The organism is Mesorhizobium sp. WSM1386 (genome assembly GCF_055901595.1).
Window position 1 is genome coordinate 2,396,031 of sequence record NZ_CM148373.1, and the last position, 21,709, is coordinate 2,417,739.

22 protein-coding genes and 2 pseudogenes are annotated in these 21,709 nt (G+C 63.7%); 13 read left to right on the plus strand and 11 right to left on the minus strand.

Annotation, left to right across the window (positions count from 1 at the left end; all coding sequences use genetic code 11):
- Positions 1–93: 93 nt before the first annotated feature.
- From AC0NIH_RS11770 to gmhB, 4 genes are all read left to right on the plus strand, one after another.
- Entirely contained in the window at positions 94–726 is a 633-nt protein-coding gene (locus tag AC0NIH_RS11770; protein ID WP_286437963.1) for a LysE family translocator, read from the plus strand.
- 140 nt (positions 727–866) lie between these two features.
- A complete protein-coding gene (gene rfaE1, locus AC0NIH_RS11775; protein WP_473468684.1) occupies positions 867–2,375 on the plus strand; it encodes a D-glycero-beta-D-manno-heptose-7-phosphate kinase in 1,509 nt (502 codons plus the stop codon).
- Positions 2,376–2,382: 7 nt separating this feature from the next.
- On the plus strand, positions 2,383–2,955 hold the full coding sequence (locus AC0NIH_RS11780; protein WP_013893573.1) for a D-sedoheptulose-7-phosphate isomerase: 573 nt from the start codon (positions 2,383–2,385) through the stop codon (positions 2,953–2,955).
- The gene (gene gmhB / locus AC0NIH_RS11785; RefSeq protein WP_473468682.1) at positions 2,948–3,595 is read left to right on the plus strand and encodes a D-glycero-beta-D-manno-heptose 1,7-bisphosphate 7-phosphatase; all 648 of its coding nucleotides are present in this window, start codon (positions 2,948–2,950) and stop codon (positions 3,593–3,595) included. Before AC0NIH_RS11780 ends, gmhB begins: the two co-directional genes overlap by 8 nt.
- Before the next feature lie 15 nt (positions 3,596–3,610).
- Here gmhB and AC0NIH_RS11790 read toward each other — a convergent pair whose 3' ends face one another.
- Positions 3,611–4,405, minus strand: coding sequence for a glycosyltransferase family 2 protein (locus tag AC0NIH_RS11790; protein ID WP_473468680.1), 795 nt, complete (start codon positions 4,403–4,405; stop codon positions 3,611–3,613).
- Between the two features lie 160 nt (positions 4,406–4,565).
- Entirely contained in the window at positions 4,566–5,045 is a 480-nt protein-coding gene (locus AC0NIH_RS11795) for an Lrp/AsnC family transcriptional regulator (RefSeq protein WP_023767597.1), read from the minus strand.
- Positions 5,046–5,311: 266 nt separating this feature from the next.
- Between AC0NIH_RS11795 and trxB the strand changes: the two genes are divergently transcribed.
- Positions 5,312–6,286, plus strand: a complete 975-nt coding sequence (gene trxB / locus AC0NIH_RS11800) for a thioredoxin-disulfide reductase (RefSeq protein ID WP_023767598.1) — start codon at positions 5,312–5,314, stop codon at positions 6,284–6,286.
- Positions 6,287–6,377: 91 nt separating this feature from the next.
- Entirely contained in the window at positions 6,378–7,274 is an 897-nt protein-coding gene (locus tag AC0NIH_RS11805; RefSeq protein ID WP_013893578.1) for a LysR family transcriptional regulator, read from the plus strand.
- 226 nt (positions 7,275–7,500) lie between these two features.
- Here the strand turns inward: AC0NIH_RS11805 and AC0NIH_RS11810 are convergent.
- From AC0NIH_RS11810 to AC0NIH_RS11820, 3 genes and pseudogenes are all read right to left on the minus strand, one after another.
- A pseudogene (locus tag AC0NIH_RS11810) lies at positions 7,501–8,006 on the minus strand (methyltransferase family protein).
- Between the two features lie 722 nt (positions 8,007–8,728).
- Positions 8,729–10,780 carry an elongation factor G gene (locus AC0NIH_RS11815; protein WP_224690117.1) on the minus strand — a complete coding sequence of 684 codons (2,052 nt, stop codon included), beginning with the start codon at positions 10,778–10,780 and terminating at the stop codon, positions 8,729–8,731.
- 192 nt (positions 10,781–10,972) lie between these two features.
- Positions 10,973–12,502, minus strand: coding sequence for a putative bifunctional diguanylate cyclase/phosphodiesterase (locus AC0NIH_RS11820; RefSeq protein ID WP_023767601.1), 1,530 nt, complete (start codon positions 12,500–12,502; stop codon positions 10,973–10,975).
- A gap of 258 nt (positions 12,503–12,760) precedes the next feature.
- On the opposite strand from AC0NIH_RS11820, the gene AC0NIH_RS11825 reads away from it, so the two are divergent.
- Positions 12,761–13,156, plus strand: a complete 396-nt coding sequence (locus AC0NIH_RS11825) for a (R)-mandelonitrile lyase (protein ID WP_023779891.1) — start codon at positions 12,761–12,763, stop codon at positions 13,154–13,156.
- A gap of 68 nt (positions 13,157–13,224) precedes the next feature.
- Here the strand turns inward: AC0NIH_RS11825 and AC0NIH_RS11830 are convergent, their stop codons facing one another.
- Positions 13,225–14,427, minus strand: coding sequence for a pyridoxal phosphate-dependent aminotransferase (locus AC0NIH_RS11830; RefSeq protein ID WP_023767603.1), 1,203 nt, complete (start codon positions 14,425–14,427; stop codon positions 13,225–13,227).
- Between the two features lie 245 nt (positions 14,428–14,672).
- Between AC0NIH_RS11830 and AC0NIH_RS11835 the strand changes: the two genes are divergently transcribed.
- The 3 genes from AC0NIH_RS11835 (at position 14,673) to AC0NIH_RS11845 (ending at position 17,123) form a co-directional block, all read left to right on the plus strand.
- Positions 14,673–15,566 (plus strand): EAL domain-containing protein, encoded by an 894-nt coding sequence (locus AC0NIH_RS11835; protein WP_473468676.1) that lies wholly within the window; start codon positions 14,673–14,675, stop codon positions 15,564–15,566.
- Entirely contained in the window at positions 15,563–16,432 is an 870-nt protein-coding gene (locus AC0NIH_RS11840) for an EAL domain-containing protein (RefSeq protein ID WP_473468674.1), read from the plus strand. Before AC0NIH_RS11835 ends, AC0NIH_RS11840 begins: the two co-directional genes overlap by 4 nt.
- Before the next feature lie 82 nt (positions 16,433–16,514).
- Positions 16,515–17,123 (plus strand): glutathione S-transferase family protein, encoded by a 609-nt coding sequence (locus AC0NIH_RS11845; protein ID WP_473468672.1) that lies wholly within the window; start codon positions 16,515–16,517, stop codon positions 17,121–17,123.
- Positions 17,124–17,145: 22 nt separating this feature from the next.
- Here the strand turns inward: AC0NIH_RS11845 and AC0NIH_RS11850 are convergent.
- The 3 genes and pseudogenes from AC0NIH_RS11850 to AC0NIH_RS11860 form a co-directional block, all read right to left on the minus strand.
- A pseudogene (locus AC0NIH_RS11850) lies at positions 17,146–17,399 on the minus strand (type II toxin-antitoxin system RelE family toxin).
- A complete protein-coding gene (locus AC0NIH_RS11855; protein WP_352712826.1) occupies positions 17,396–17,596 on the minus strand; it encodes a hypothetical protein in 201 nt (66 codons plus the stop codon). The pseudogene AC0NIH_RS11850 and the gene AC0NIH_RS11855 overlap by 4 nt, the downstream one beginning before the upstream one ends.
- Before the next feature lie 270 nt (positions 17,597–17,866).
- Complete coding sequence (locus AC0NIH_RS11860; RefSeq protein ID WP_010910991.1) at positions 17,867–18,079, minus strand: cold-shock protein; 213 nt, start codon at positions 18,077–18,079, stop codon at positions 17,867–17,869.
- A gap of 274 nt (positions 18,080–18,353) precedes the next feature.
- Between AC0NIH_RS11860 and AC0NIH_RS11865 the strand changes: the two genes are divergently transcribed.
- Positions 18,354–18,683, plus strand: coding sequence for a hypothetical protein (locus AC0NIH_RS11865; RefSeq protein WP_023779895.1), 330 nt, complete (start codon positions 18,354–18,356; stop codon positions 18,681–18,683).
- Positions 18,684–18,751: 68 nt separating this feature from the next.
- On the opposite strand, the gene AC0NIH_RS11870 is transcribed toward AC0NIH_RS11865, so the two are convergent.
- Positions 18,752–19,642 (minus strand): LysR family transcriptional regulator, encoded by an 891-nt coding sequence (locus AC0NIH_RS11870; protein ID WP_023779896.1) that lies wholly within the window; start codon positions 19,640–19,642, stop codon positions 18,752–18,754.
- 166 nt (positions 19,643–19,808) lie between these two features.
- Between AC0NIH_RS11870 and AC0NIH_RS11875 the strand changes: the two genes are divergently transcribed.
- Together AC0NIH_RS11875 and AC0NIH_RS11880 are read left to right on the plus strand one after the other, a co-directional pair.
- The gene (locus AC0NIH_RS11875) at positions 19,809–20,711 is read left to right on the plus strand and encodes an MBL fold metallo-hydrolase (protein WP_473468668.1); all 903 of its coding nucleotides are present in this window, start codon (positions 19,809–19,811) and stop codon (positions 20,709–20,711) included.
- Between the two features lie 123 nt (positions 20,712–20,834).
- Positions 20,835–20,984, plus strand: a complete 150-nt coding sequence (locus tag AC0NIH_RS11880) for a nuclear transport factor 2 family protein (protein WP_245264285.1) — start codon at positions 20,835–20,837, stop codon at positions 20,982–20,984.
- Positions 20,985–21,017: 33 nt separating this feature from the next.
- On the opposite strand, the gene AC0NIH_RS11885 is transcribed toward AC0NIH_RS11880, so the two are convergent.
- On the minus strand, positions 21,018–21,587 hold the full coding sequence (locus tag AC0NIH_RS11885) for a methylated-DNA--[protein]-cysteine S-methyltransferase (RefSeq protein ID WP_031258132.1): 570 nt from the start codon (positions 21,585–21,587) through the stop codon (positions 21,018–21,020).
- Between the last annotated feature and the right edge of the window lie 122 nt (positions 21,588–21,709).

Genomic DNA, 21,709 nt, shown 5'->3' on the forward strand with positions numbered 1-21,709 from the left:
CGGCAGGCGAGGCGGGTTGACGTCACGGTGGGGCCGCAAAGCCGCCGCTTCTGTTGGTTCGCCTGCCGGACTGGATCACGAAGGAACAAGAGAATGCCGTCGACGGAACTGCTCATTGCGTTTTTCGCCACCACGGCGATCTTCGCCTACATCCCTGGTCCGGCCATGCTTTATGCCGCGGCCCAGACGATGGCGCGTGGGCGCTGGTCTGGGCTGACGGCGGCACTCGGCATCCATCTCGGCGGCTATGTGCATGTCTTCGCCGCCGCCGCCGGCCTGTCGGTGCTGTTCCACGCGGTGCCGCCGCTCTACATGGCGGTCAAGCTTGTCGGCGCGCTCTATCTGATCTGGCTCGGCATTTCGCTGTTCCGCAAGCGCGGGGACGGTGACACGACGCTGCCCGTCATCGAGCGGAAATCGGCGCGGCGTGCCTTTTTCGAAAGCATCACCGTCGAGGTGCTCAACCCGAAGACCGCGATCTTCTTCATGGCCTTCCTGCCGCAGTTCATCGATGCCTCGGCGGCGTTCCCGGTCTGGCTGCAATTCGTCGTACTCGGCACCATCGTCAACCTGATGTTCTCCTCGGCCGACATCGTCTGCGTCTTCCTGGCCGGTCTCGTCATCGGCCGACTGCGGCGTTCAAGCCGTGCTCAGCGGCTGATGCAGCGCGCAGGCGGGGCCGTGCTGGTCGGGCTTGGCGTTCACGTTGCCTTGCAGAAGAGCTGAGCGCCCCGACCGTGCCGGTCATGTCCTGCCGTTGCGCTGCATGGATTTGCGGTATATCGGCTTCGCCATGACGATCCGGCCCGTAAATTGACAATTTTCAGCACGACAGAGATCAGGCTTTCCCACACATTGCCAGTGACATGATCAAGCACAATCCGTTTTCTCCCGAACCCTCTTCTCCCGAACTCTTGCACCGCGCGATCGCACGTTTCGGCGGCGTGACCGTTCTGGTGGTCGGCGACCTCATCCTCGACCGCTTCGTCAACGGCGTCATCGAGCGGATTTCGCCGGAGGCGCCGATCCCGGTGCTGCATGGGCGCGGCGAGGCCTTGGCCATGGGCGGCGCCGGCAATGTCGTGGCCAACATCGTCTCGCTCGGCGCGCGCGCCATCCCGGTTTCGGTGATCGGCACCGATGCGGCCGGCGACAGCCTGGTGCGGATGCTCGGCGAGCTTGGCGCCGAAACAATGGGGCTTTCGCAGCAGCGCGGCCGCATGACCTCGTCGAAGAGCCGCTTCAGCGCACTCAACCAGCAGGTGCTGCGTTTCGACGAGGAAGAGATCAAGCCGCTCGACGACGACGAGCGGGCTGGTCTGGTCGGTCATTTCCGGGATGCACTCAAGCAGGCCGATATCGTTATCTTGTCCGACTACGGCAAGGGCATTCTGCTCGACGGCGTCGCCGGAGAACTGATCGCCATCTGCCGTGAGGCGGGAAAGCCGGTGCTGGTCGACCCGAAGGGCCGCGACTATGCCCGCTATGCCGGCGCGACCGCCATCACCCCCAACCGCAAGGAGCTTGGCGAGGCCGTCGGCCATGCGGTGTTCGCCGATGACGAGATCGTCGCGGCCGCACGTGAACTGATTTCCGCGCATGGCTTCGACTTCGTCGTCGCCACCCGCAGCGAAAAGGGCATGAGCGTGGTCGGCCCCGACGAGGCGCGCCACATCGCCACCCAGGCGCGCGAAGTGTTCGACGTCTCGGGCGCCGGCGATACCGTGATCGCGACCTTCGCGCTGGCGCTGGCCGCCGGTGCCGATCCCGTCGCGGCGGCCTCGATCGCCAATGCCGCCGGCGGCGTCGTGGTGGGCAAGCGCGGTACCGCGCGGCTGACGGTCGAGGAACTGACCGGCGCGCTGTTCCGCTCGCATGGACCGACCGCCCACAAGGACGCTATCCTCGATGCCGCATCGGCGTCGCGCATGGTCGCGGCCTGGAAGGCGGAGGGACTGAGCGTCGGCTTCACCAATGGCTGCTTCGACATCCTGCATGCCGGCCATGTCAGCCTGCTGCACGCGGCGCGCAGCCAGTGCGATCGGTTGGTGCTCGGCCTCAACAGCGATGCCTCGGTGCGGCGGCTGAAAGGACCGGGGCGCCCGGTCAACGATCAGCATGACCGCGCCTGCGTGCTCGCGGCCCTTGCCTCGGTCGATGCCGTCGTGGTCTTCGAGGAGGACACGCCGCTGGCGCTGATCGAGGCGCTTCTGCCCGACATCCTGGTCAAGGGCGCGGATTATACGATCGACACCGTGGTCGGCGCCGATGTGGTGCAAAAGGCCGGCGGACGCGTGGTGCTGGTCGATCTCGTCGCCGGCAAGAGCACCACCGGCACGATCGGCAAGTTGCGTGCGGGCGCCACCACGAACTGAGGGTTCCATGTCTGAACTGAACGATTACCTGGTCCGCTCGGCGGCCGCGATCACGGCGATGGTCGAGCGCGACCTGACCGGCGAGATGGAGCGCGCGGCGAGCGCCGTGGTGACCGCGCTTTCAGCAGGCAAGGCCTTCCTGATCGCCGGCAATGGCGGCTCGGCCAGCGATGCCATCCACATCGCCGGCGAATTGGTCGGCCGTTTCCTCAAGGAGCGCAAGGCCTACAATGTCATCGCGTTGCCGGCCAACGCCGCGGTGCTGACCGCCTGGGGCAACGACTACGGTTTCGACACAGTGTTTTCGCGCCAGGTCGAGGCGCATGGCGCGGCCGGCGGCGTGCTGCTGGCGATCTCGACCAGCGGCAATTCGCCGAGCATCCTCGCCGCCGCAGAACAGGCGCGGATGATGGACATGACGGTGATCGGCCTGACCGGCGACACCGGCGGCAAGTTGAAGCCGCTGTGCGACATCCTGCTCAACGTGCCCTCGACCTCGACGCCGATCATCCAGCAGGGACACCTGTGCCTCTACCACCATCTGTGCGAGGTGGTGGAAGCACGCCTGCACAATGGCTGAAGCGGTAGCGTACCCGCTGACCGAACCGGGCCTGTGGGTCGAGCGGATCGGCGACCGGGTTTTCCCGGGACACCCGCCGGCGCTGTTCCTCGACCGCGACGGCACCATCAACGTCGATACCGATTACCCCAGCGATCCGGCGGAGATCGTGCTGCGCGACGATATCGTGCCGGCGATCGCGGCCGCCAACCGCAACGGGACCCCGGTCGTCGTGGTCACCAACCAGTCCGGCATCGCGCGCGGCTATTTCGACTGGAACGTCTTTGCGGCGGTGAACGGCCGTGTGCTCGACCTGTTGCGCGAGCGGGGCGTGTTCGTCGACATGGTGCTTGCCTGCGCCTATCACGAGGCCGGCGTCGGGCCGCTCGCCGTGTCGGACCATCCGATGCGCAAGCCCAATCCGGGCATGCTGGTCGAGGCGGGCAAACGCCTCGATCTCGATCTCCAGCGCTCCCTGATCGTCGGCGACAGACTGGGCGACATGCAGGCCGGACGGCGCGCCGGCCTGGCGCAGGGATGGCTGGTGGACGGCGAGGCGGCGGCTTTGCCCGGCTTCGCCATCAGGCGCTTGCATGACGCCGATGACCTTGGCGGTCTGCTCGCTGCCATTGAAACGCTCGGCCGGGACAACGGGTCCTGATCCAGGCCTGACCGCTCATGCCTGGTCGTTGCGCTCCGAGGCTTCGTAGAGCTTGGCCTCGGTGGCGAAGGAATAGATCATCACCGACATCGAGTAGACGAAGCCGTGCCGGCCGCACAGGAAGTAGCGCTTGGCGAGATAGAATTTCAGGAAGTTGCCGAACGGCGACAGCACCAGCCGCACCAGGCCGGGCTTCTTGCCCTTCTCGACCAGCGTCTTGGCCTTGAGGCCGGAGTAGCTGTTGGCCCGGGCAAGATCTTCCTCGACCGAGATCTCGCGGCGATGCAGCAGCACGCCGTTTTCGATGGTGCCGGTTTCGCCGGGCACACGGAAGGATTCATGCACGCGCGCGGTGAGGTCCATGGTGGCGCCCTCGCGCCGGAAGAGCCGCAGCAGCCTGTTGTGCAGCACCCAGCGATGCGCATAGCCGTAGCCCTTCAGCCAATCGCGGCGGCGGATGTACCAGCCGCCGATCTTGGCGTCGGCAGCCTGCGTGGCGGCCACGATCGACTGCCGCAGCCGGTCGTCGACGCGTTCGTCCGGGTCGATCGAAAGACACCAAGGCTGGTTGGCATGGTCGAGCGCGAATTGCCGCTGACGGGGAAAGCCCGGCCAGTCGTTGTGCAACAGCGTTATCGGGTAACCTTTGGCGATATAGCCTTCCACGCATTCGACGGTGCCATCGGTCGAACCGGAATCGACGACGATGATCTCGGCGCAGAAGTCGATGCTTTCCAGGCACGGGCCGATCATATCGGCCTCGTTCACGCAGATGATAAGCGCCGAGACCGGGCTTGCAAATCGAGTCATGGTCCCCTTCCCATGGCGGGCCGTCCCCGGAATTCACGTTGCCTACGCAATCTGTTCCGGCAGGCCGTCCAGCCTTGTACATCAGCGTCTGTCTGATACCAACGGGGCGCCGGTGTGGCGAAGGCAAGGAATTTGCCGGCGGACAGGCCTTCGCCCGGCCTCAGGGGCGCTCGAACGAGACCAAGCCCTCATCCTTGACCCGGCGGATGGTGAGGGCGGTGCGCACCGTGTCGACATTCGGCGTCGAGGTCAGATCCTCGATGACGAAAGTCTGGAAGGCGCCGAGGTCGCTTGCCACGCAATGCAGCAGGAAGTCGGATTCGCCCGAGACCATCCAGGCGTCGCGCACGATCGGCCAGCCGCGCGTGCGCTCGGCAAAGATGCGCAGTTCGGCATCGGCCTGGTGATGCAGCCCGACCAGGCAGAAGGCGACCACGTCGAGGCCGAGCGCCGGGGCGTTGAGCAGAGCGCGGTAGCCTCGGATGATGCCGGCTTCCTCCAGCCGCTTGACCCGGCGCAGGCAGGGCGGCGCCGAAATGCCGACCCGGTTCGACAGTTCGACGTTGGTCATGCGGCCGTCGCCCTGCAATTCGCGCAGGATCTTCCAGTCGATGGCGTCGAGGTCGGCCTTGAGCGGCATTGGAGGTCTCGATGATCAGAGTGGCGCAAGAATCTTTCGCGATTTTGTAATTAAACGACTTTTGTGTCGACGCCAGCCCTCATCAACGCGATTTTGGAACGGCAACGAAAAGCGGTCATCGTGCGAATATCCACATGGGCCGAAGCTTTCCGGGGACGACGGCCCGTTCGCCTTGCTGGCGTGGTTGGCAACCCTTACATTAAGCGCAACATTCCACGTCTTTTTCCAAGGCAACACCTCCATTGTCTGCCCCGCAGAGGCTTCAAATGACCACCAAGCATGCGCCCGTTCTCATCATCGGTTCCGGCCCGGCCGGCTATACGGCGGCGGTCTATGCCGCACGCGCCATGCTGAAGCCGATGCTTGTCGCCGGCCTGCAGCAGGGCGGCCAGCTGATGATCACCACCGATGTCGAGAACTATCCCGGCTTCGCCGATCCCATCCAGGGGCCATGGCTGATGGAGCAGATGCTCAAGCAGGCCGAGCATGTCGGCACCGACATCATCAACGACATCATCACCGAGGTCGACCTCAACGTGCGGCCGTTCCGCGCCAAGGGCGATTCCGGCACGACCTACACGGCCGACGCGCTGATCATCGCCACCGGTGCGCAAGCCAAGTGGCTGGGCATTCCGAGCGAGCAGGATTTCATGGGCTTCGGCGTCTCGGCCTGCGCCACCTGCGACGGCTTCTTCTATCGCGGCAAGGATGTCGCCGTGGTCGGCGGCGGCAATTCGGCGGTGGAGGAGGCGCTCTATCTGTCGAACCTCGCCAAGAGCGTGACGGTCATCCACAGGCGCAGCGACTTCCGCGCCGAACGCATCCTGCGCGAGCGGCTGCTGAAGAAGGACAATGTCCGCGTCATCTGGGACACGATCGTCGACGAGATCACCGGCCGCCCGGGCAAGACGCCGCTGCCGCCGTCGGTCGAAGGGCTGAAGCTCAAGCATGCGGTGACCGGTGCCGAAACGCACCTCAAGGTCGACGGCGTGTTCGTGGCGATCGGCCACGCACCGGCGGTCGAACTGTTCGCCGGCAAGCTGAAGCAGAAGCCGAACGGTTATCTGTGGACCGCGCCGGATTCGACTCGCACCGACGTGCCCGGCGTGTTCGCGGCCGGCGACGTGACCGACGATGTCTATCGCCAGGCGGTGACGGCGGCGGGCCTCGGTTGCATGGCGGCGCTCGAGGCGGAAAAGTATCTGGCCGGTATCGAGGTGCATCGCGAAGCAGCGGAATAGGGGTCGCTGTAAAACTGTTAAAAATGCGGCTTGGAAACGCCGTGCAAAAGCCTGATTTTTCATTCAGACGCCAAACAGAACGAGGGGTATCATGGCGTTGGACTGGGACAAGCTACGCGTGTTTCACGCAGCGGCGGAAGCGGGGTCGTTTACGCACGCGGCCGAGACATTGCATCTGTCGCAATCGGCGATCTCGCGGCAGGTCAGCGCGCTCGAGCATGATGTCGGCGTGCCGCTGTTCAACCGCCATGCACGCGGCCTGGTGCTGACCGAGCAAGGCGAAATGCTGTTCCGCACGGCGCATGACGTGCTGATGAAGCTCGAGACCATCAAGTCGCGGCTGACCGAGACCAAGGACCGACCCTCCGGCGTGCTCAGGGTGACGACGACCGTTGGCCTCGGCGCCGGCTGGCTGACCGAGCGGGTGCAGGAATTCATCGAGCTCTATCCCGAAATCAGCCTGCAGCTGATCCTCGCCAACGAGGAGCTCGACCTCACCATGCGCCAGGCCGATTGCGCCATCCGGCTGCGCCAGCCGCAGCAGCCGGATCTGATCCAGCGCCGCCTGTTCACCGTGCATTTCCACCTCTACGCCGCGCCTTCCTATGTCGCCAAGCATGGCAAGCCGGCCTCGGTCGCGGAGCTCAGGACCCATCGCATCGTCACCTTCGGCCTGCCGGTGCCTTCGCATCTGTCGGAGCTGAACTGGCTGGAGACGGTGGGCGATTTCGAGGGCGGCCAGCGTGTACCTTCGCTGCAGATCAACGACATCCTGTCGATCAAGCGGGCCGTGCAGGGCGGTGCTGGCATCGCCATGCTGCCGGACTATGTGATCTCCAAGGATTCGGGCCTGGTGCAATTGCTGCCGGAGACCGAGGTGCCGTCCTTCGACACCTATTTCGCCTATCCCGACGCGATGAAGAACCAGGCCAAGCTGCATGTGTTCCGGGATTTCATCATCGCCAAGGCCCGCAGCTGGTCGTTCTGAGAGCCATGTCGCTGACGCCGGTCAGCAAATGGTGCTGTGAAACAGGCTGCCGGTGGCGGCTTTTTTAACATTAGCGGAACCTGATATTTCACCGCTGGTTTCAGTTACGGCGGCGACCCCTCGCTGCCGGTCGAGGCTACCAAGCCTTGGCCGGGCCCGCATCGCCCCGCCAGTGGTGCGGGCCCACCGGAGCGATTTCCTCACACTCGGGCATGTCCGCGCTCGCTTATGGCCGGGATCCCCGCCAGGGCGTCAGGCGCGGCAGCCAGCCGGGCACGTTGCGGCGGTAGGTCTCGTATTCTGCGCCATAACGACGGCTGAGCGTCGGCTCCTCGTAGAGCCTGACGAAGGCTCCCATGGCGAGCGCGCCGACGGCGGCATAGGCGACAAGCGTCCAGCTCGAGAACAGCAGCGCCTGGCCGAGGATGATCGACAGCACCGCGACATACATCGGGTTGCGGACATGGCGGTAGATGCCGCCGATCACCAGCTTCTCGGTCGGCGCGACCGGTGCTGGTGTCCCCAGCCCCTCCAGCGCAAAGCGCCCGAAGGCATGCAGCAGCACGGCGGCGGCGGCGAGGATCAGGACCAGCCGGCAAGCACAAAGCCCGGCATCGCCGACCAAGGCAGGCCCCAGCGATCGCTGAGCAGCCACGGAATCAGACCGGCGACCACGCCAGGTGCCGCAATCAGGAAAATAGCGCTGCCGGCAATCGCCGTGAACGTACGCATTGGCTGGCTCCTTCCGATTGCCTTAGAAATGAACGCCTGCTGCTCACTTCCACGTCATTGCGCGGTTTTGGCATTTCGCGGCGAAAACCGATCGCTCTTCGCGATTCCGGTGTGACAATGGCCCGATCGCGCGCTGCAATTCGACGATTCCACTGGTCCTATTGGCGTCGGGAGCGGGTTAGACCACAGCCTGCGTCTTTTTGCATGCGTGTGTTGCAAAATAGATGCTTGTTTCTTGGGCATGATGAGCACATATATAGATCATCTCCTGGGCGCGTTCTCCTCCCATTAGCGCCCTCGAGTGTTCCCCTCTGGAGGTTAGCCTTAACAGGCACTTCCATCAAACTCAGCCGGATCTTCATTGATCCGGCTTTTTTGTTGCCCGCATGCCCCCCAGGGCGGCTGAGAATTTCACCTGAATTGCCGCGTAACAGTGTCATGTAACCTCTGGTAACATGACAAGGGCATCCTCCATCTGCTATGTAGATCATAGGACGCGGTGTGGTTCGGACGGGAGATGGGGGCATCACTCGAACGACCCGGGCTCAGGCGGCTACCGCGTCCGAACCTTTTTGCCGAAGCTCGGCGACTGCATATGCGGCGGACCTGCCGTTTCTCCTCCCAAGAAAACGGTCCGCAAAACAAAACGGCGTCCGGCTCCCGGGCGTCGTTTTTATTTCTGCCCCCTCGAATTTCGAGGGGGCGTTATATTAGGATGGAAATCACGCGGCCTTGCCGTTGGCATTCATCGCCTCGTCCGCGAGGCGGCCGGTGAGGTCGGCCATGTGGTCGAAGACGGCGCGATAGCTGGCAACGCCCGCGGTTGCCGAGCGCAACTCGATGATCAGGTCGCCGATCTCGGCCTGCGGCATGGTCGCCTCGACGACATCCCATCCCGGCCAGTCGGGCCGCGCGTCATAACCGAGGATCTGGCCGCGGCGTTGCGGGATTAGCGCGATGATCTTCGATGTCGCGTCGGACGGCGTGACGATCTCGACTTTCATCACCGGTTCCAGAAGCACCGGCGAGCAGGCGGCCATGCCTTCCTTCATCGCCAGCTTCGCCGCCATCTGGAAGGCCATGTCGGAGGAATCGACCGCATGGTAGGAGCCGTCCGAGAGGTTGACGGCGACATCGACCACGGGGAAGCCGAGCGGGCCGGACTTCAGGTAGTCGCGTACACCGGTCTCCACCGATTGGATGTAGGTCTTCGGCACCACGCCGCCGGTGATGGTGTCGGTGAACTGGAAGCCCGAGCCGCGCGGCAGCGGCTTGATCTCGATCACCACATCGCCGAACTGGCCGTGGCCGCCCGACTGCTTCTTGTGGCGGCCGCGCTGCTGCACCGATTTGCGGATGGTCTCGCGATAGGGCACCGCCGGCGCGTGGCCTTCCACCGGAATCTGGTTCTTGCCCTCGAGCCGCTCGCGCACGACGCGCAGATGCATCTCGCCATGGCCCGACAGTACGGTCTCGGCCGAGTCCTGGTTGTGGCGCAGGTTGAGCGAGGGATCCTCCTCGGCCAGGCGCTGGATGGCCGCCGACATCTTCACCTCGTCCTTGCGCTCCTTGGGGCGCAGCGCGAAGGCGAAGACTGGTTGCGGCGGTTCGACATCGAACAGCTGTTTGATGCCGCCCTTGGCCGAGGTCAGCGTCTGGCCGGTCTTGACCTCGTCCAGCTTGCCGAGCGCGACCGTGTCGCCGGCCCTGGCGGCGGTGAGCTTGAATTGGTCCTTGCCGAGCATCCGGTAGATACCGGAGACCTTGGCGGTGCCGCCGCCGGGCAGCCAGAGTTCGGAGCCGTCGGCAACCTGGCCTGACAGGATGCGCGACACCGACAGCTTGCCGCCGTGCGGCGTGTGAATGGTCTTCATCACCTGGGCCACGATGGCGTTGCCATCCGGTGCGCCGAGCCGCTTGCGGGTCGCCTCGATGTCGGGCGCATCGTGGCGGATCGTCTTCAGCAGGCGCAGCACGCCATTGCCCTTCTCGGCGGTGCCGATCAGCACCGGCGTCACCGCGCCGTCGCGCAGATCGGCCGACAGGTCGTCGAAGATCGCATCCTTCGGCGGCTCGATCTCCTCGAGCAGCTGTTCCATCAACTGGTCGTCATGGTCGGCGAGCGTCTCCAGCATGGAGAAGCGCGCTTCCAATTCGCGCGCCTTGTCGTCGCCCGGTATCTCGGCCACCTCGCTCTCGGCATATTCGCGGTAGATATAGGCGCGCTCCAGCGCCAGGTCGATCGAGCCGATGACGACGCCGTCCTTGCGCAGCGGGATCTGGCGCAGCAGGAGCGGTACCGAGCTGGCCGGCTGCAACATCTTCAGCGTGTCGCGCACGCCCGATATCGCCTTGTCGACCTTGTTGAGGAACAGGAGGCGCGGCACGCCGAGATCGTCGAGCTTGCGCATGATCAATTGCAGGGCGGGTATCTTCTTTTCATCGGCCTCGGCCACGACCACGGCGAGGTCGCAGGCGGCCAGCACCGGTTCGGCCTCGAAGGAGAATTCGATCGAGCCGGGGCAGTCGACGAAGGTGATCTGTTCGCCCATGAATTCGGTGGTGGCGATCGTCGCCTCGACGCTCATGGCGTGGGCACGCGCCTCCGGCGAATGGTCGGAAACGGTGTTGCCGGAAGAAACGGGATTTTGTCGGGGAATGGCGCCCGTACGGGCCAATATGGCTTCGAGAAGTGTCGTCTTACCGCTTGCGAAGGGACCGACTATGGCAATGCATTTCGGTCCCGTGCGTCGTCCTCCGGCGCGAGTACCCATGACTGACCTCCACTCAGGCGTTTCCCGTAGGACCGACTGGCATGCATGGTTCAGGCGTGGTCAATCGGTCCTGAGCGGCGGCCGGCCTGTTCGACCGTCGCGGGCGGGGTTCTTTTGGTTTCACCACCTGCCCGAAAGCATCGTCCCACTTGTTTGCCGGCAGGGCAAGAAAAATAGGAATCCGCCGCTGCGTCAGGCGCTCAGCGCCAGCGGCTCGATATTTGCCAGGCGTGACGGTAGAGCCTTGTCGCGTGGCGCCGGCCTGCCGAAGAAATAACCCTGGAAGCGGTTGCAGCCGGCCGCCCTGGCCAGTGCGAACTCTTCCTGCGTCTCGACGCCCTCGGCCACGATGGTGACGTCCTGGATGCGCGCAATCTGCGCCAGCGCCGAAACGAAGATCTGCGCCACCTGGTCATGGGCAAGGCTGCGGATATAGGAGCGATCGATCTTGATGGTGTCGATCGGCAACGTCTTCAGATAGTTGAAGCCGCAATGGCCGGTGCCGAAATCGTCGAGCGCGATGTGGAAGCCGAGGCCGCGCAACGCTTCGAGACGCCGCAGGACTTCCGGCGTGGCGGCGGTAGCCACGGTTTCGGTGATCTCGATAATGAATTGCGCCGCCGAGCGGCCGGTTTCCTTCAGCACGCGGTCGCACATGGTGACGATCTCGTCGCGGTTGAGTTGCTCGCCGGAGACGTTGATCGAGATGCGGCGGCCGGCGAAATGGCCGATGTCGGCGCAAGCGCGCTTGAACACCCATTCGCCGAGCATGTCGATCAGGGTCGAGCGCTCGGCGATAGCGATGAACTCGACCGGCGGGATCAGGCCGCGAACCGGATGGCGCCAGCGGATCAGCCCCTCGAACGCATGGGTGGAGCCATCCGGATTGACGATCGGCTGATAATGCAGTTCGAGCTCGCCGAGATAGACAGCCGCGCGCAGTTCCCTTTCGACCAGACGCCGGTAGCGCTTGTCGGACAGCATCTCCTCGTCGAACACGGTGACGCGGCCACGGCCCGCCGCCTTGCTTTCGTAGAGCGCGAGGTCGGCAACCAGCATCAATTCCGTCGTGTTCGAGGCATGGGCGGGCGCCAGCGCCACGCCGACCGAAATGGAGAGCGGAATGGTCTTGCCTTCGTGTGACTTGCCGGCCCGCATGGCATCCAGCAATTGCCTGGCATGCTTGTTGATGGCGGCGAGATCGCCATGCGGAATGATGACACCGAATTCATCGCCGCCGAGCCGACCGACCATGCAGCCGGCGAAAATGCGCTCGGCCGTCTTCACCAGATGCGCCAGGGTGCGGTCGCCGAACTGATGCCCGAACGTGTCGTTGAGCTGCTTGAAATGGTCGAGGTCGATCAGCAGCAAGGCCGCATCGCGCCGGTCGCGCATGGTGCCCAGGCTGTTACCCAGCGCTTCGAGGAAATAGCGGCGGGTCATTGCCCCGGTCATCGCGTCCCTGGTCAGGAAATGATGCTTTTCCGCCTCGGCGGCGGCTGCGGATCTCAGGCTATGAACGACGCTGCTGCGCATGTACATCAGCGCCATCAAGGCCAGCCCGGTGGCGAGGATCGAGACCACGAAAGCGCCGCTGGAGGGGAGGTTTTCCGACATCTCGACGGTGCCAAGCAACGCGGCGCCGATGCTGATCAAAAGCAATGACTGGATGCCGCGGTAGATGCGGCCGCTTTGGTCCTTGATCGTAGCCAGTATGCTCATCTCACCGCCCCCTGAAATGCAGGCTCAGGGCTAGAGGGCAGCCGTTAAGAAGACATTGAATTCACCGTCTTTTCGTCCCGCGGTGCGATGCGGGAAACGGTCATGGTTAAGGAGAGAGAACCGGATCTTGCGGCGGCGCGGCAAACGGCCTGTTGCGCCTCGGAAGATATCAGCCGAGAATGCACCCGCCTCGAATGAGATACGGCGTTTGCCGTCGGTCGCTTCACCACCGGTCCTGACCGGTCTTGGGATTAGACGATGAAAATCATTGCTTGCGGCAGCGTGCCCACCATCATCGCACCGGAAAAATACTTCACCGGCCGCGTTCTGCAGACGCCGATCATCGAGAAGGAGGAACCGGCGCGGCTGAGGGCGACACTGGTCAGTTTCGAGCCGGGGGCTCGCACATACTGGCACACACATCCGCTCGGCCAGACGCTCTACGTCACCTCGGGTGCCGGCCTTGCCCAGACTTGGGGCGGGCCGGTCCAGGAGTTCAGGGCAGGCGACGTCATCTCGTTCGCGCCCGGCGAGAAGCACTGGCATGGCGCGGCGCCGAAATCGGCAATGACGCATATCGCCATGCAGGAAGCGCTCGATGGCGTCCACGCCGACTGGCTGGAAGCGGTGACCAACGAGCAGTATGGCGGCTGAGGCCGAGCCGGGCTCACAAAAAACCCGGCGTGGAGCCGGGTTTCCGTTGGCCGCGATGATGCGTCCGATCAGGTCAGCGATGCCGTGAAGCGCTGGATGCGCGTGCAGGCTTCCTCCAGAAGGGCATCCGAGGTGGCGTAGGAAATGCGGAAGTTCGGGCCGAGGCCGAAGGCCGAGCCGAACACCACCGCCACACCCTCGGCCTCGAGCAGTTCCGAGCAGAAGGCTTCGTCGGTGTCGATCACCTTGCCCGCCTTGGTCTTCTTGCCGATCAACTGGGCGCAGGACGGATAGACGTAGAAAGCGCCTTCCGGCGACGGGCAAGAAATGCCGCGTGCCTGGTTGAGCATCGAGACGACGAGGTCGCGCCTGCCCTGGAAGATCGCCTTGTTCTTGGCGATGAAGTCCTGCGGGCCGTTGAGCGCTTCGACCGAGGCCCACTGCGCGATGGTGCAGGCGCCCGATGTCTGCTGGCCCTGGATCATGTCCATAGCCTTGATCAGCTGGACCGGGCCGGCCGCGTAGCCGATGCGCCAACCGGTCATGGCATAGGCTTTCGATACGCCGTTCATGGTCAGCGTGCGCTCATAGAGCTTCGGCTCGACCTCGGCGAGGGTCTTGAAGACGAAGTCGCCATAGGTCAGGTGCTCGTACATGTCGTCGGTCAGCGTCCAGACATGCGGATGCTCGAGCAGCACGTCGGCCAGCGCGCGCAGTTCAGCTTCGGTATAGGCCGCGCCCGACGGGTTCGACGGCGAGTTCATCAGCAGCCACTTGGTCTTCGGCGTGATCGCTTTGTCCAGCACCTGCGGGGTCAGCTTGAAGCCGTTTTCGATCGAGGTGTCGGCAAACACCGACGTGCCGCCGCAGATCGCCACCATTTCCGGGTAGCTGACCCAGTAGGGGCGCGGGATGATGACTTCGTCGCCGGGGTTCAGCGTCGCCATGAACGCGTTGAACAGGATCTGCTTGCCGCCGGTGCCGACGATGGTCTGCTCGGGCTTGTAGTCGAGATTGTTCTCGCGCTTGAACTTTTTCGCGATCGCCTCGCGCAGCGGCACGATGCCCGAAACCGGCGGATATTTGGTCTCGCCACGCCGGATCGCCTCGATCGCCGCATTCTTGATGTTGTCGGGCGTGTCGAAATCCGGTTCGCCGGCGCCGAGGCCGATGATGTCACGGCCGGCATTTTTCAGCTCGCGGGCTTTCTGCGTCACTGCGATGGTGGCGGAAGGCTTCACGCGGGAAAGGGTGTCGGCAAGAAAGGCCATGACCTTTTGTCTCTCCTGAGAGGATCAGCGCGGCCAGGAGCGGCCGCGGCGCTTCTCATGTCGCATCATTCCGCGCAGTGCAAGCCTTCTTGGCTGGGCCAGGTGGGGCGCGCGGTCAATGAGCTGTGACTGGGAGCTGTGATTGGGAGCCATGATCGGGGCCCGTGATTGGCAACAATAAATTCATTAACGGGCGGTAGAGGCTTGCGTGACAGGATCGCAATCCAATTGCGGAGCGAGGAACCGTGTCGCGCAGCGTCGGGCTTGCCCATATCATCCGTCATGATGACGGCACCTCTACCGGTGTCTGGGGCATTTATACGCTGCAAAGTGCCTTCCAGCCGATCTTCGCCTTCAAGGAGGGCAAGCTGTCGGTCACCGCCTTCGAGGGGCTGATCCGGCCGTTTCGCGATGGCGAGCCGCAATCGCCGACGAGCTTCTTTTCGATTTGTCCGGCCGCCGACCGCCTGCATGTCGAAGCGCTGACCAGGACGCTGCATCTCCTGAATGCCGGCGCCTGCCTGCCGCAGGAGGCATCGATCTTCATCAATTTCGACCCGTCGGTGTTCACCGAGCGGGCGATCGCCGACAATGCCTTGCGCGAAATGCGGCTGGTGCTGCACGAGGCCGGCATCGACCCGGGCCGCGTCGTTTGCGAGGTGACGGAACAGAGGTCGGCGTCGCAGGAGACCCTGCACAGCTTCGTGGCGGCGCTCAAGGGCAACGGCTTTCGCATTGCCGTGGACGACTATGGCGCTGATGAGTCCGACATCGGCCGGATCAAGGAATTGAAGCCCGACATCGTCAAGTTCGATGCGCAGTGGATCACGCAGCTGATGGAGTCCGGTGCCGGCTTCGCGCTGCTGACCACGATGGTGAAAAGCTTCGAGGAGCAAGGCATCCGCACCGTGTTCGAGGGCATCGAGGAAGGATGGCAGCTGGAGCTTGCCGAGAAGTCGGGAGCGTCGATGATCCAGGGCTATGTGCTGGCATGGCCCGAGCTGGCGCCGACCAGCTTTCGCGGCTTCGCCAAAGTCACGCCGGAACCCGTCTCCGCCGCCGAGACCGTGCCTGTCGCGACGCCCGTTCGGCAAACGGCGCGAGCGGTGAAAGCCTTCGGGCGCAAGGTCGCGCCATGAGGCCCGAACGGCGGCGCAATGTCGGCGATGCGATCTTCGTCGACGAGGTCGGCATCGAATTCGGCGTTTATGGCGATTTCCGTCTGCGCAGCGCCTATCAGCCGATTTTCGCCCCGCGCGGCGACACCTTGCACCCGGTGGCGGTCGAAGGCCTGATCGAGCCGCACCGCGCCGGCCGGCCAGGGTCGCCACGGGCGTTCTTTGAAGGCGTTGCCGCACCGGACCGGCTGTTTGTCGAGACCATGTGCCGGGTGCTGCATCTTCGGAATTTCCACAATATCGGCGTCGACGGGCTCGATCTGTTCTTCAATTACAATCCGCTGGTCAACGACCATGCCGGGCGGGCGCTGGCCGAGATCCGGCTCATGAGCAGGCATCTGGGCGAACTCGGCCTCGCACCTCGCATGCTGGTCTGCGAAATCACCGAACAGGCGGCGGACGATGCGCTGCTTGCCCGGCTGGCGCGCGAGATGCGGCGCGACGGCATCCGCATCGCCATCGACGATTTCGGCACGGGCCATTCGACCGAGGAGCGGGTGAGCCTGCTCAAGCCCGACATCGTCAAGATCGACGGCGGCTGGTTCGCGCAGTTCTGCCGCCATGCCGCAGCCGAACGCTTCTTCCGCCCGCTGGTATCCAGCCTGCACGACCGCGGCGCCAAGGTCCTGGTCGAAGGCATCGAGCAATCCATCCATCTGCGCGTCGCGCTCGAAGCCGGCGTCGATCTGCTGCAGGGCTTCCTTCTGGCCCGACCGGCGCTGGCCGGCACCGTCTTCGAGGAAGAGCCGCTCGTCGTCGACGCGCTGCTGGGCCTCGACAACAAGGTCGTGCCGCTGTTTGCCAGGACCTTGCATCAGCGGCGCTGATGGTCGCGCCAAAACAAATCATTGGTTGAGAACGCCGCCCTTGGGATAATCGCCTCTGCAAGGCAGCGCTCGGGGAACGGCAATGATACTTTACAGCATGATCGACAGCGGCAACTGCTACAAGCCGCGCCTGATGATGGCCAAGCTCGGCCTCGGCTTCACCACGGTCGAGGTGAGTTCGCATACGGGTGACACGCGAAAAGCCGATTTCGTCGCCAAGAATCCGAACGCCATGGTGCCGCTGCTTGAACTCGACGACGGCCGGCGGCTGGCCGAGTCCAACGCCATCCTGCTCTACCTCGCCGAGGGCACGCGCTTCCTTCCGGCGGACAAGTATGAGCGCGGGCTCGCCTATCAGTGGCTGTTCTTCGAGCAGTACAGCCACGAACCCTACATCGCCGTGCGCAAGGCGCTGTTGACCTTTCCCGAAAGGGCCGCGGATGCTACGCCCGAACGGCTGGCGGTGACATTGGAGCGCGGCAACAAGGCGCTTGGCGTGATGAACAGACATCTGGAAAACAACGCCTTCTTCGCCGGCAGCGCCTTCAGCGTGGCCGACATCGCGCTCTATGCCTACACGCACACGGCGGAGCAGGGCGGCTTCCAGCTCGACGCCTATCCGGCCGTGGCGGCCTGGCTGAGGCGGGTGGAAGCGGATCCGGGGCACGTGCCGATCGGGTGGGTGGGGTAGGCTTCTCCTCCTGAAGGAGGGGCTATTTCAACAGATGGTCATAGTCGGCGTGAGTGCCGACCCAGAACCAGATCACATCTTCATTGTTGCGTATGGCAACAGCCCGGTAGTTTTCGTCGACTCGCGCCGACCAATAGCGACCGACCTGTTTGAAATGCAGTGAGGGATGAAAAGGATCGGAACGCAGTCGGGCAAAACGCCTGTCCGCCTTTGCTCTGATTGACGATGGCAGTTTTCATAAGCCTCCCAGAACGATGGAGAGGCGACGTGGTTCACAGAGGCCGCGTCCGACCAGCGCGATGGTCGGACAGCGCCTGTTCGGCAAGCCTGTCCAAACGGCCCGCCTTCGCGTCGGCTTCCATCTGCCGGTCCCACATATCCGCCTGGAGCGCCTCGAACCAGGCGCCAAACGCCTTCAGTTCCTCGGGGCTCAGTTCGGCGACTGATTTTTCGATCTGCTCAAGTTTGGTCATGGCCGAATGATACCACCAATGGGCCAAAAGTACCACCGGTGGGCCTATTGCGCCGGTTGCCGCACCCAACCCCAGACAGCAAAAAGGCGGGATAAATCCCGCCTTCCGTGCTTGGTAGCCTGATTGGGAGCGTCCGGTCCGGGCTGGCAGCTATCTGCTGATCCAGTCTGTCGGGTCTTTCCGCTCCGGCGCGCTTCTCGCGCGACCGTCAGTACATCCGTGACTTGCCGCGCGCCCCGAGCTGTCGCCCGGCGCGCACCATTCGCAAAATCAGGCTGCCTTGCTCAGAGATCCAGCGGACGACTTGCCAGTGCGGCGGTCCTGCTCGATCTCGAAGTTGATCTTCTGGCCTTCGACCAGGGTCGACAGGCCAGCACGCTCGACTGCGGAGATGTGGACGAAAACGTCCGCGCCGCCCGCGTCAGGCTGGATGAAGCCGAAGCCCTTGGTGGCGTTGAACCACTTGACCGTTCCAGTTGCCATAAAAATAGTCCTTGCATTTGCTTTGGTTTGACCGGACCGAGGTCCAGCCGGTGTGCATCGAGATTTTGGAGATAGACGTCAGCAAACGCGAAGATCGCGAGGCCCGGATCGATCGGCCGAAATATCAATGGGCCTGATATAGGCTGCTTTCCGACGAAAAACAAGACTGCGTGAAAAAGCCGTGATCGAGGGGCCGCCCAACGGCCGCCCCAATCTGGTGAAACCGTTGCGGAAGATCGCGCTGTCGCAGGATCGCGGATCGGGGGAGAGGACCATGAAAACCATTCTGCTTGCCGCCTGCCTGACGCTGGTGGCCGCCGAGGCGCAGGCGATCTCGCGCTACGACCCGACGCATATGAGCTGCGGCAAGGTGCAGTCGACGATCGCGCGGCAGGGCGCCGTCATCCTGCGCTACAAGTCGACACGCGTGCCGGGGCTGCCGCTCTACGACCGCTATGTACAAAGCCAGCAGTTCTGCACCATGGGCGAGGTGAGGACGCGTGCCTATGTGCCGAGCGCCGACACCAAGTCCTGTCCGGTCTACAACTGCAAGCGGCCGGATAATGAAAGGCATTTCCGGCGGCGATTCTTCCACAACGACTAGGCCGCTCATCGACTGCAGTGGAGGCCTTCGCTCAGTTGTTCAACTGCGCCTCTCGGCGGCATGCGCTTTCATTCGCGGATCTGTTCCATGAGCATCGACACGAACCGCGTCACCTTTTGCGGGCGAAAGCGCGCGGCCGGGTAGACCACGTGAATGCCGCCGGAAGGCAGCGCCCAATCGGGCAGCATATGGACGAGGCGACCCTGCGATAGATAGTCGGCGATCAGATAGTCCGGCAGAACCGCCAGTCCGCCGCCGGCGAGGGTTGCTTCCAGGACGGCCGGTGTCGAGTTGATGGAGAACGTCTCGCGCATGGTGACGGTCCGCCGCTCGACATCGCCTCGGGTGAAGCTCCAGGTGAACGGCTTGCGAAGGACGGAATTGGCAACGAGCGGCAAGGAAGCAAGATCTTCCGGTTCGTCCACCGTGACCTTGGTGGCAAAATCCCGCGAAGCGACCAGGATCTGCCGAAAGGTGCCGATGCGGCGCGCCTGCTGGCTGGAATCTTCCAGCCAGCCGACCCGGATGGACAGGTCCATCTTGCTGCCGATCAGATCAATTATGGCATCGGAAATGAACAATTCGACGCCGCAGGCTGGAAATTCCTGCCGAAAGCGGGCGGCGATCGGGGCCAGCACGATCGCGCCATAATCATTGGACGCGGAAACGCGCAGCACGCCGGCCACCTCGGTGTTGCCCTCTCCGACCTCGGCGACTGCCTCTTCAACGTCCCGCAGGATCATGACGCAACGTGCATGCAGAAGGCGGCCTGCTTCGGTCGGCTCGAGCCTCCGCGTCGTGCGCACGAGAAGCGTGGCCTGCAGTTCGGCTTCAAGGCGGGCGACCTGTTGGCTGACGACGGCCTTCGTGATCCCAAGCCGCTCGGCTGCCCGGGTAAACGAGCCCGCGTCGATGACGGTGGCAAAATAGGCGAGGCGGTTGAGGTTGATCGGTTCCACGGGAACGCCTTCGGTTTTATTGTAATCCTATGGCATACAGTCTGTATTATTATAGAGAATTTATCAATTAATCCAACGGGGCTACGTTCCGAGCTGTTCTCTCAATCAGCGGCGGAGCGCGGATGCCAACGCCTCCCGATCCCATTCCATTCAAAGGAGCTATTCGATGTTCACAAGGAGACAGATCATGAAGACGTCATTGGCCCTCGGCGCAGCCGCCGTTTTCGCATCCGCCGAGCGTGGCCAGGCCGCCGGCAGCCAGCTCGACTGGAAACATTTCCCGGCGGGTCCGAACGGCTTCTTCCGCGCGCCGGTGCTGCTGTCCGGGCCCAGCGAGGCCTTGTTGATCGATGGCGGCTTCACCTATCCGGACGGCAAGGCGCTCGCCGAGGCCATCAAGGCGACCGGCAAGAAGCTGACCACCATCTATGTCAGCCAGTCCGATCCCGATTATTACTTCAGCCTGAAGCCGGTGCGGGAAGCCTTCCCGGAGGCAAAGGTGATCGCTGCTTCAGCCACGCTCGAAGCCATCAAGGACAGCGTGGAGAAGAAGCTCGCCGTCTGGGGCCCGCAATTGAAGGAAAATGGCCCTCAGGCGCTGACCGACATCGTCTTGCCTGAGGCTTTCGACGGCCCAACGCTCACGATCGACGGCGAGACGATCGAGATCGTCAATGCCGAAGAAGGACTAGCCAATCGCCGGTACCTGTTCGTGCCGTCGCTCAATGCCGTGTTCGGCGGCGTGATGATCTTCGCGGGTGTTCATGTCTGGACCGCCGACACGCAGACCAAGGAAAGCCGTGCCGCCTGGATCAAGACGCTGGATGCGGTTGCAGCGCGCCACCCCGCCGTCGTGGTGCCTGGCCATATGACCCCCGATGCCAAGACCGGTCCTTCGGCGGTGGAATTCACCAAATCCTATCTCCTCGCTTTCGAGGACGAACTGAACAAGGCGGCCGACAGCGCAGCGCTAAAGGCAGCAATGGAGGCCCGCTTTCCAGGTCTCGGCATGGGCGTTGCCCTCGATATCGGATCCAAGGTCGCCAAGGGCGAGATGAAGTGGGGCTGACGTGGCACCGACCCTCGATCTGATCCGCCGGACTGTCGAGGAATCTCCGAGGAGAACGGCAGCGCCCAATGGCCAAAACAGAAGGTGGATTTCAAGCGGGTGATCGCCGAAGGCGACCTTGTCATGACGGAGGTCGTTCAGCCGAAGATGGGCGACACGCCGGAGACCGTCATCGTGGATATTTTCCGCGTCGAGAATGGCAAGATCGCCGAGCATTGGGACGTGATGCAGCCGATGCCGGCCAATCCGGCGAACAAGCGACCCATGTACTGATCTAGCCCTTTGCGGGCTGCCTTGACCGCCGGTTCAGAAGCCGAACGAGACCTGCGTCGGCGGCGGCGGGCCGACGCGCACGCCTTCCATGGCCAGCATCTTTTCCTTGGTGACCGAGCCGCCGGGTGCCGAGAAGCCGCCGATCTTGCCGCCGGCGGCCAGGATGCGGTGGCAGGGGATGACCAGCGGCACCGGATTGGCGCCAAGGGCGGCACCCGTTTCGCGCGGCAGGCCGGCATGGCCGGCGCGCTTGGCGAGTTCGCCATAGGTGGTGGTTTGCCCATAGCTGAGCTTTCGCGCCGCGTCGTAAATGGCGAGGCGGAAATCGTCGACGCCGTCGAGATCGACCGGTACGCCGGTGAAATCGACGTCCTCGCCTGCGGCATATGCCTTGATCGAAGCGATCAGGTCGACCACCCATGGCGGCTGGGCCGTGGAGGCGGAAACGCCGGCATGGCGCATCAGCCGCCGCTCCACCGCTTCGCGGCTGCGTTCGGGCAGGCAGAGCCGGATCAGGCCCTTTTCGCTCCAGGCGATGCCCATGAAACCGATCACTGTTTCTAACACTGCGTGGCCGGCTGTGATCGAAGATGATGTTTCCATTATGCGCTCCTTTCCGCAAACCGGCGAAATCCGGGATTCCTGCCGGTACATATCAGGAACAATATGGCATCACCGCCCGCGTCTCGCCACCCGAAAACCACCTGATCGCCCCGATTGCCGGT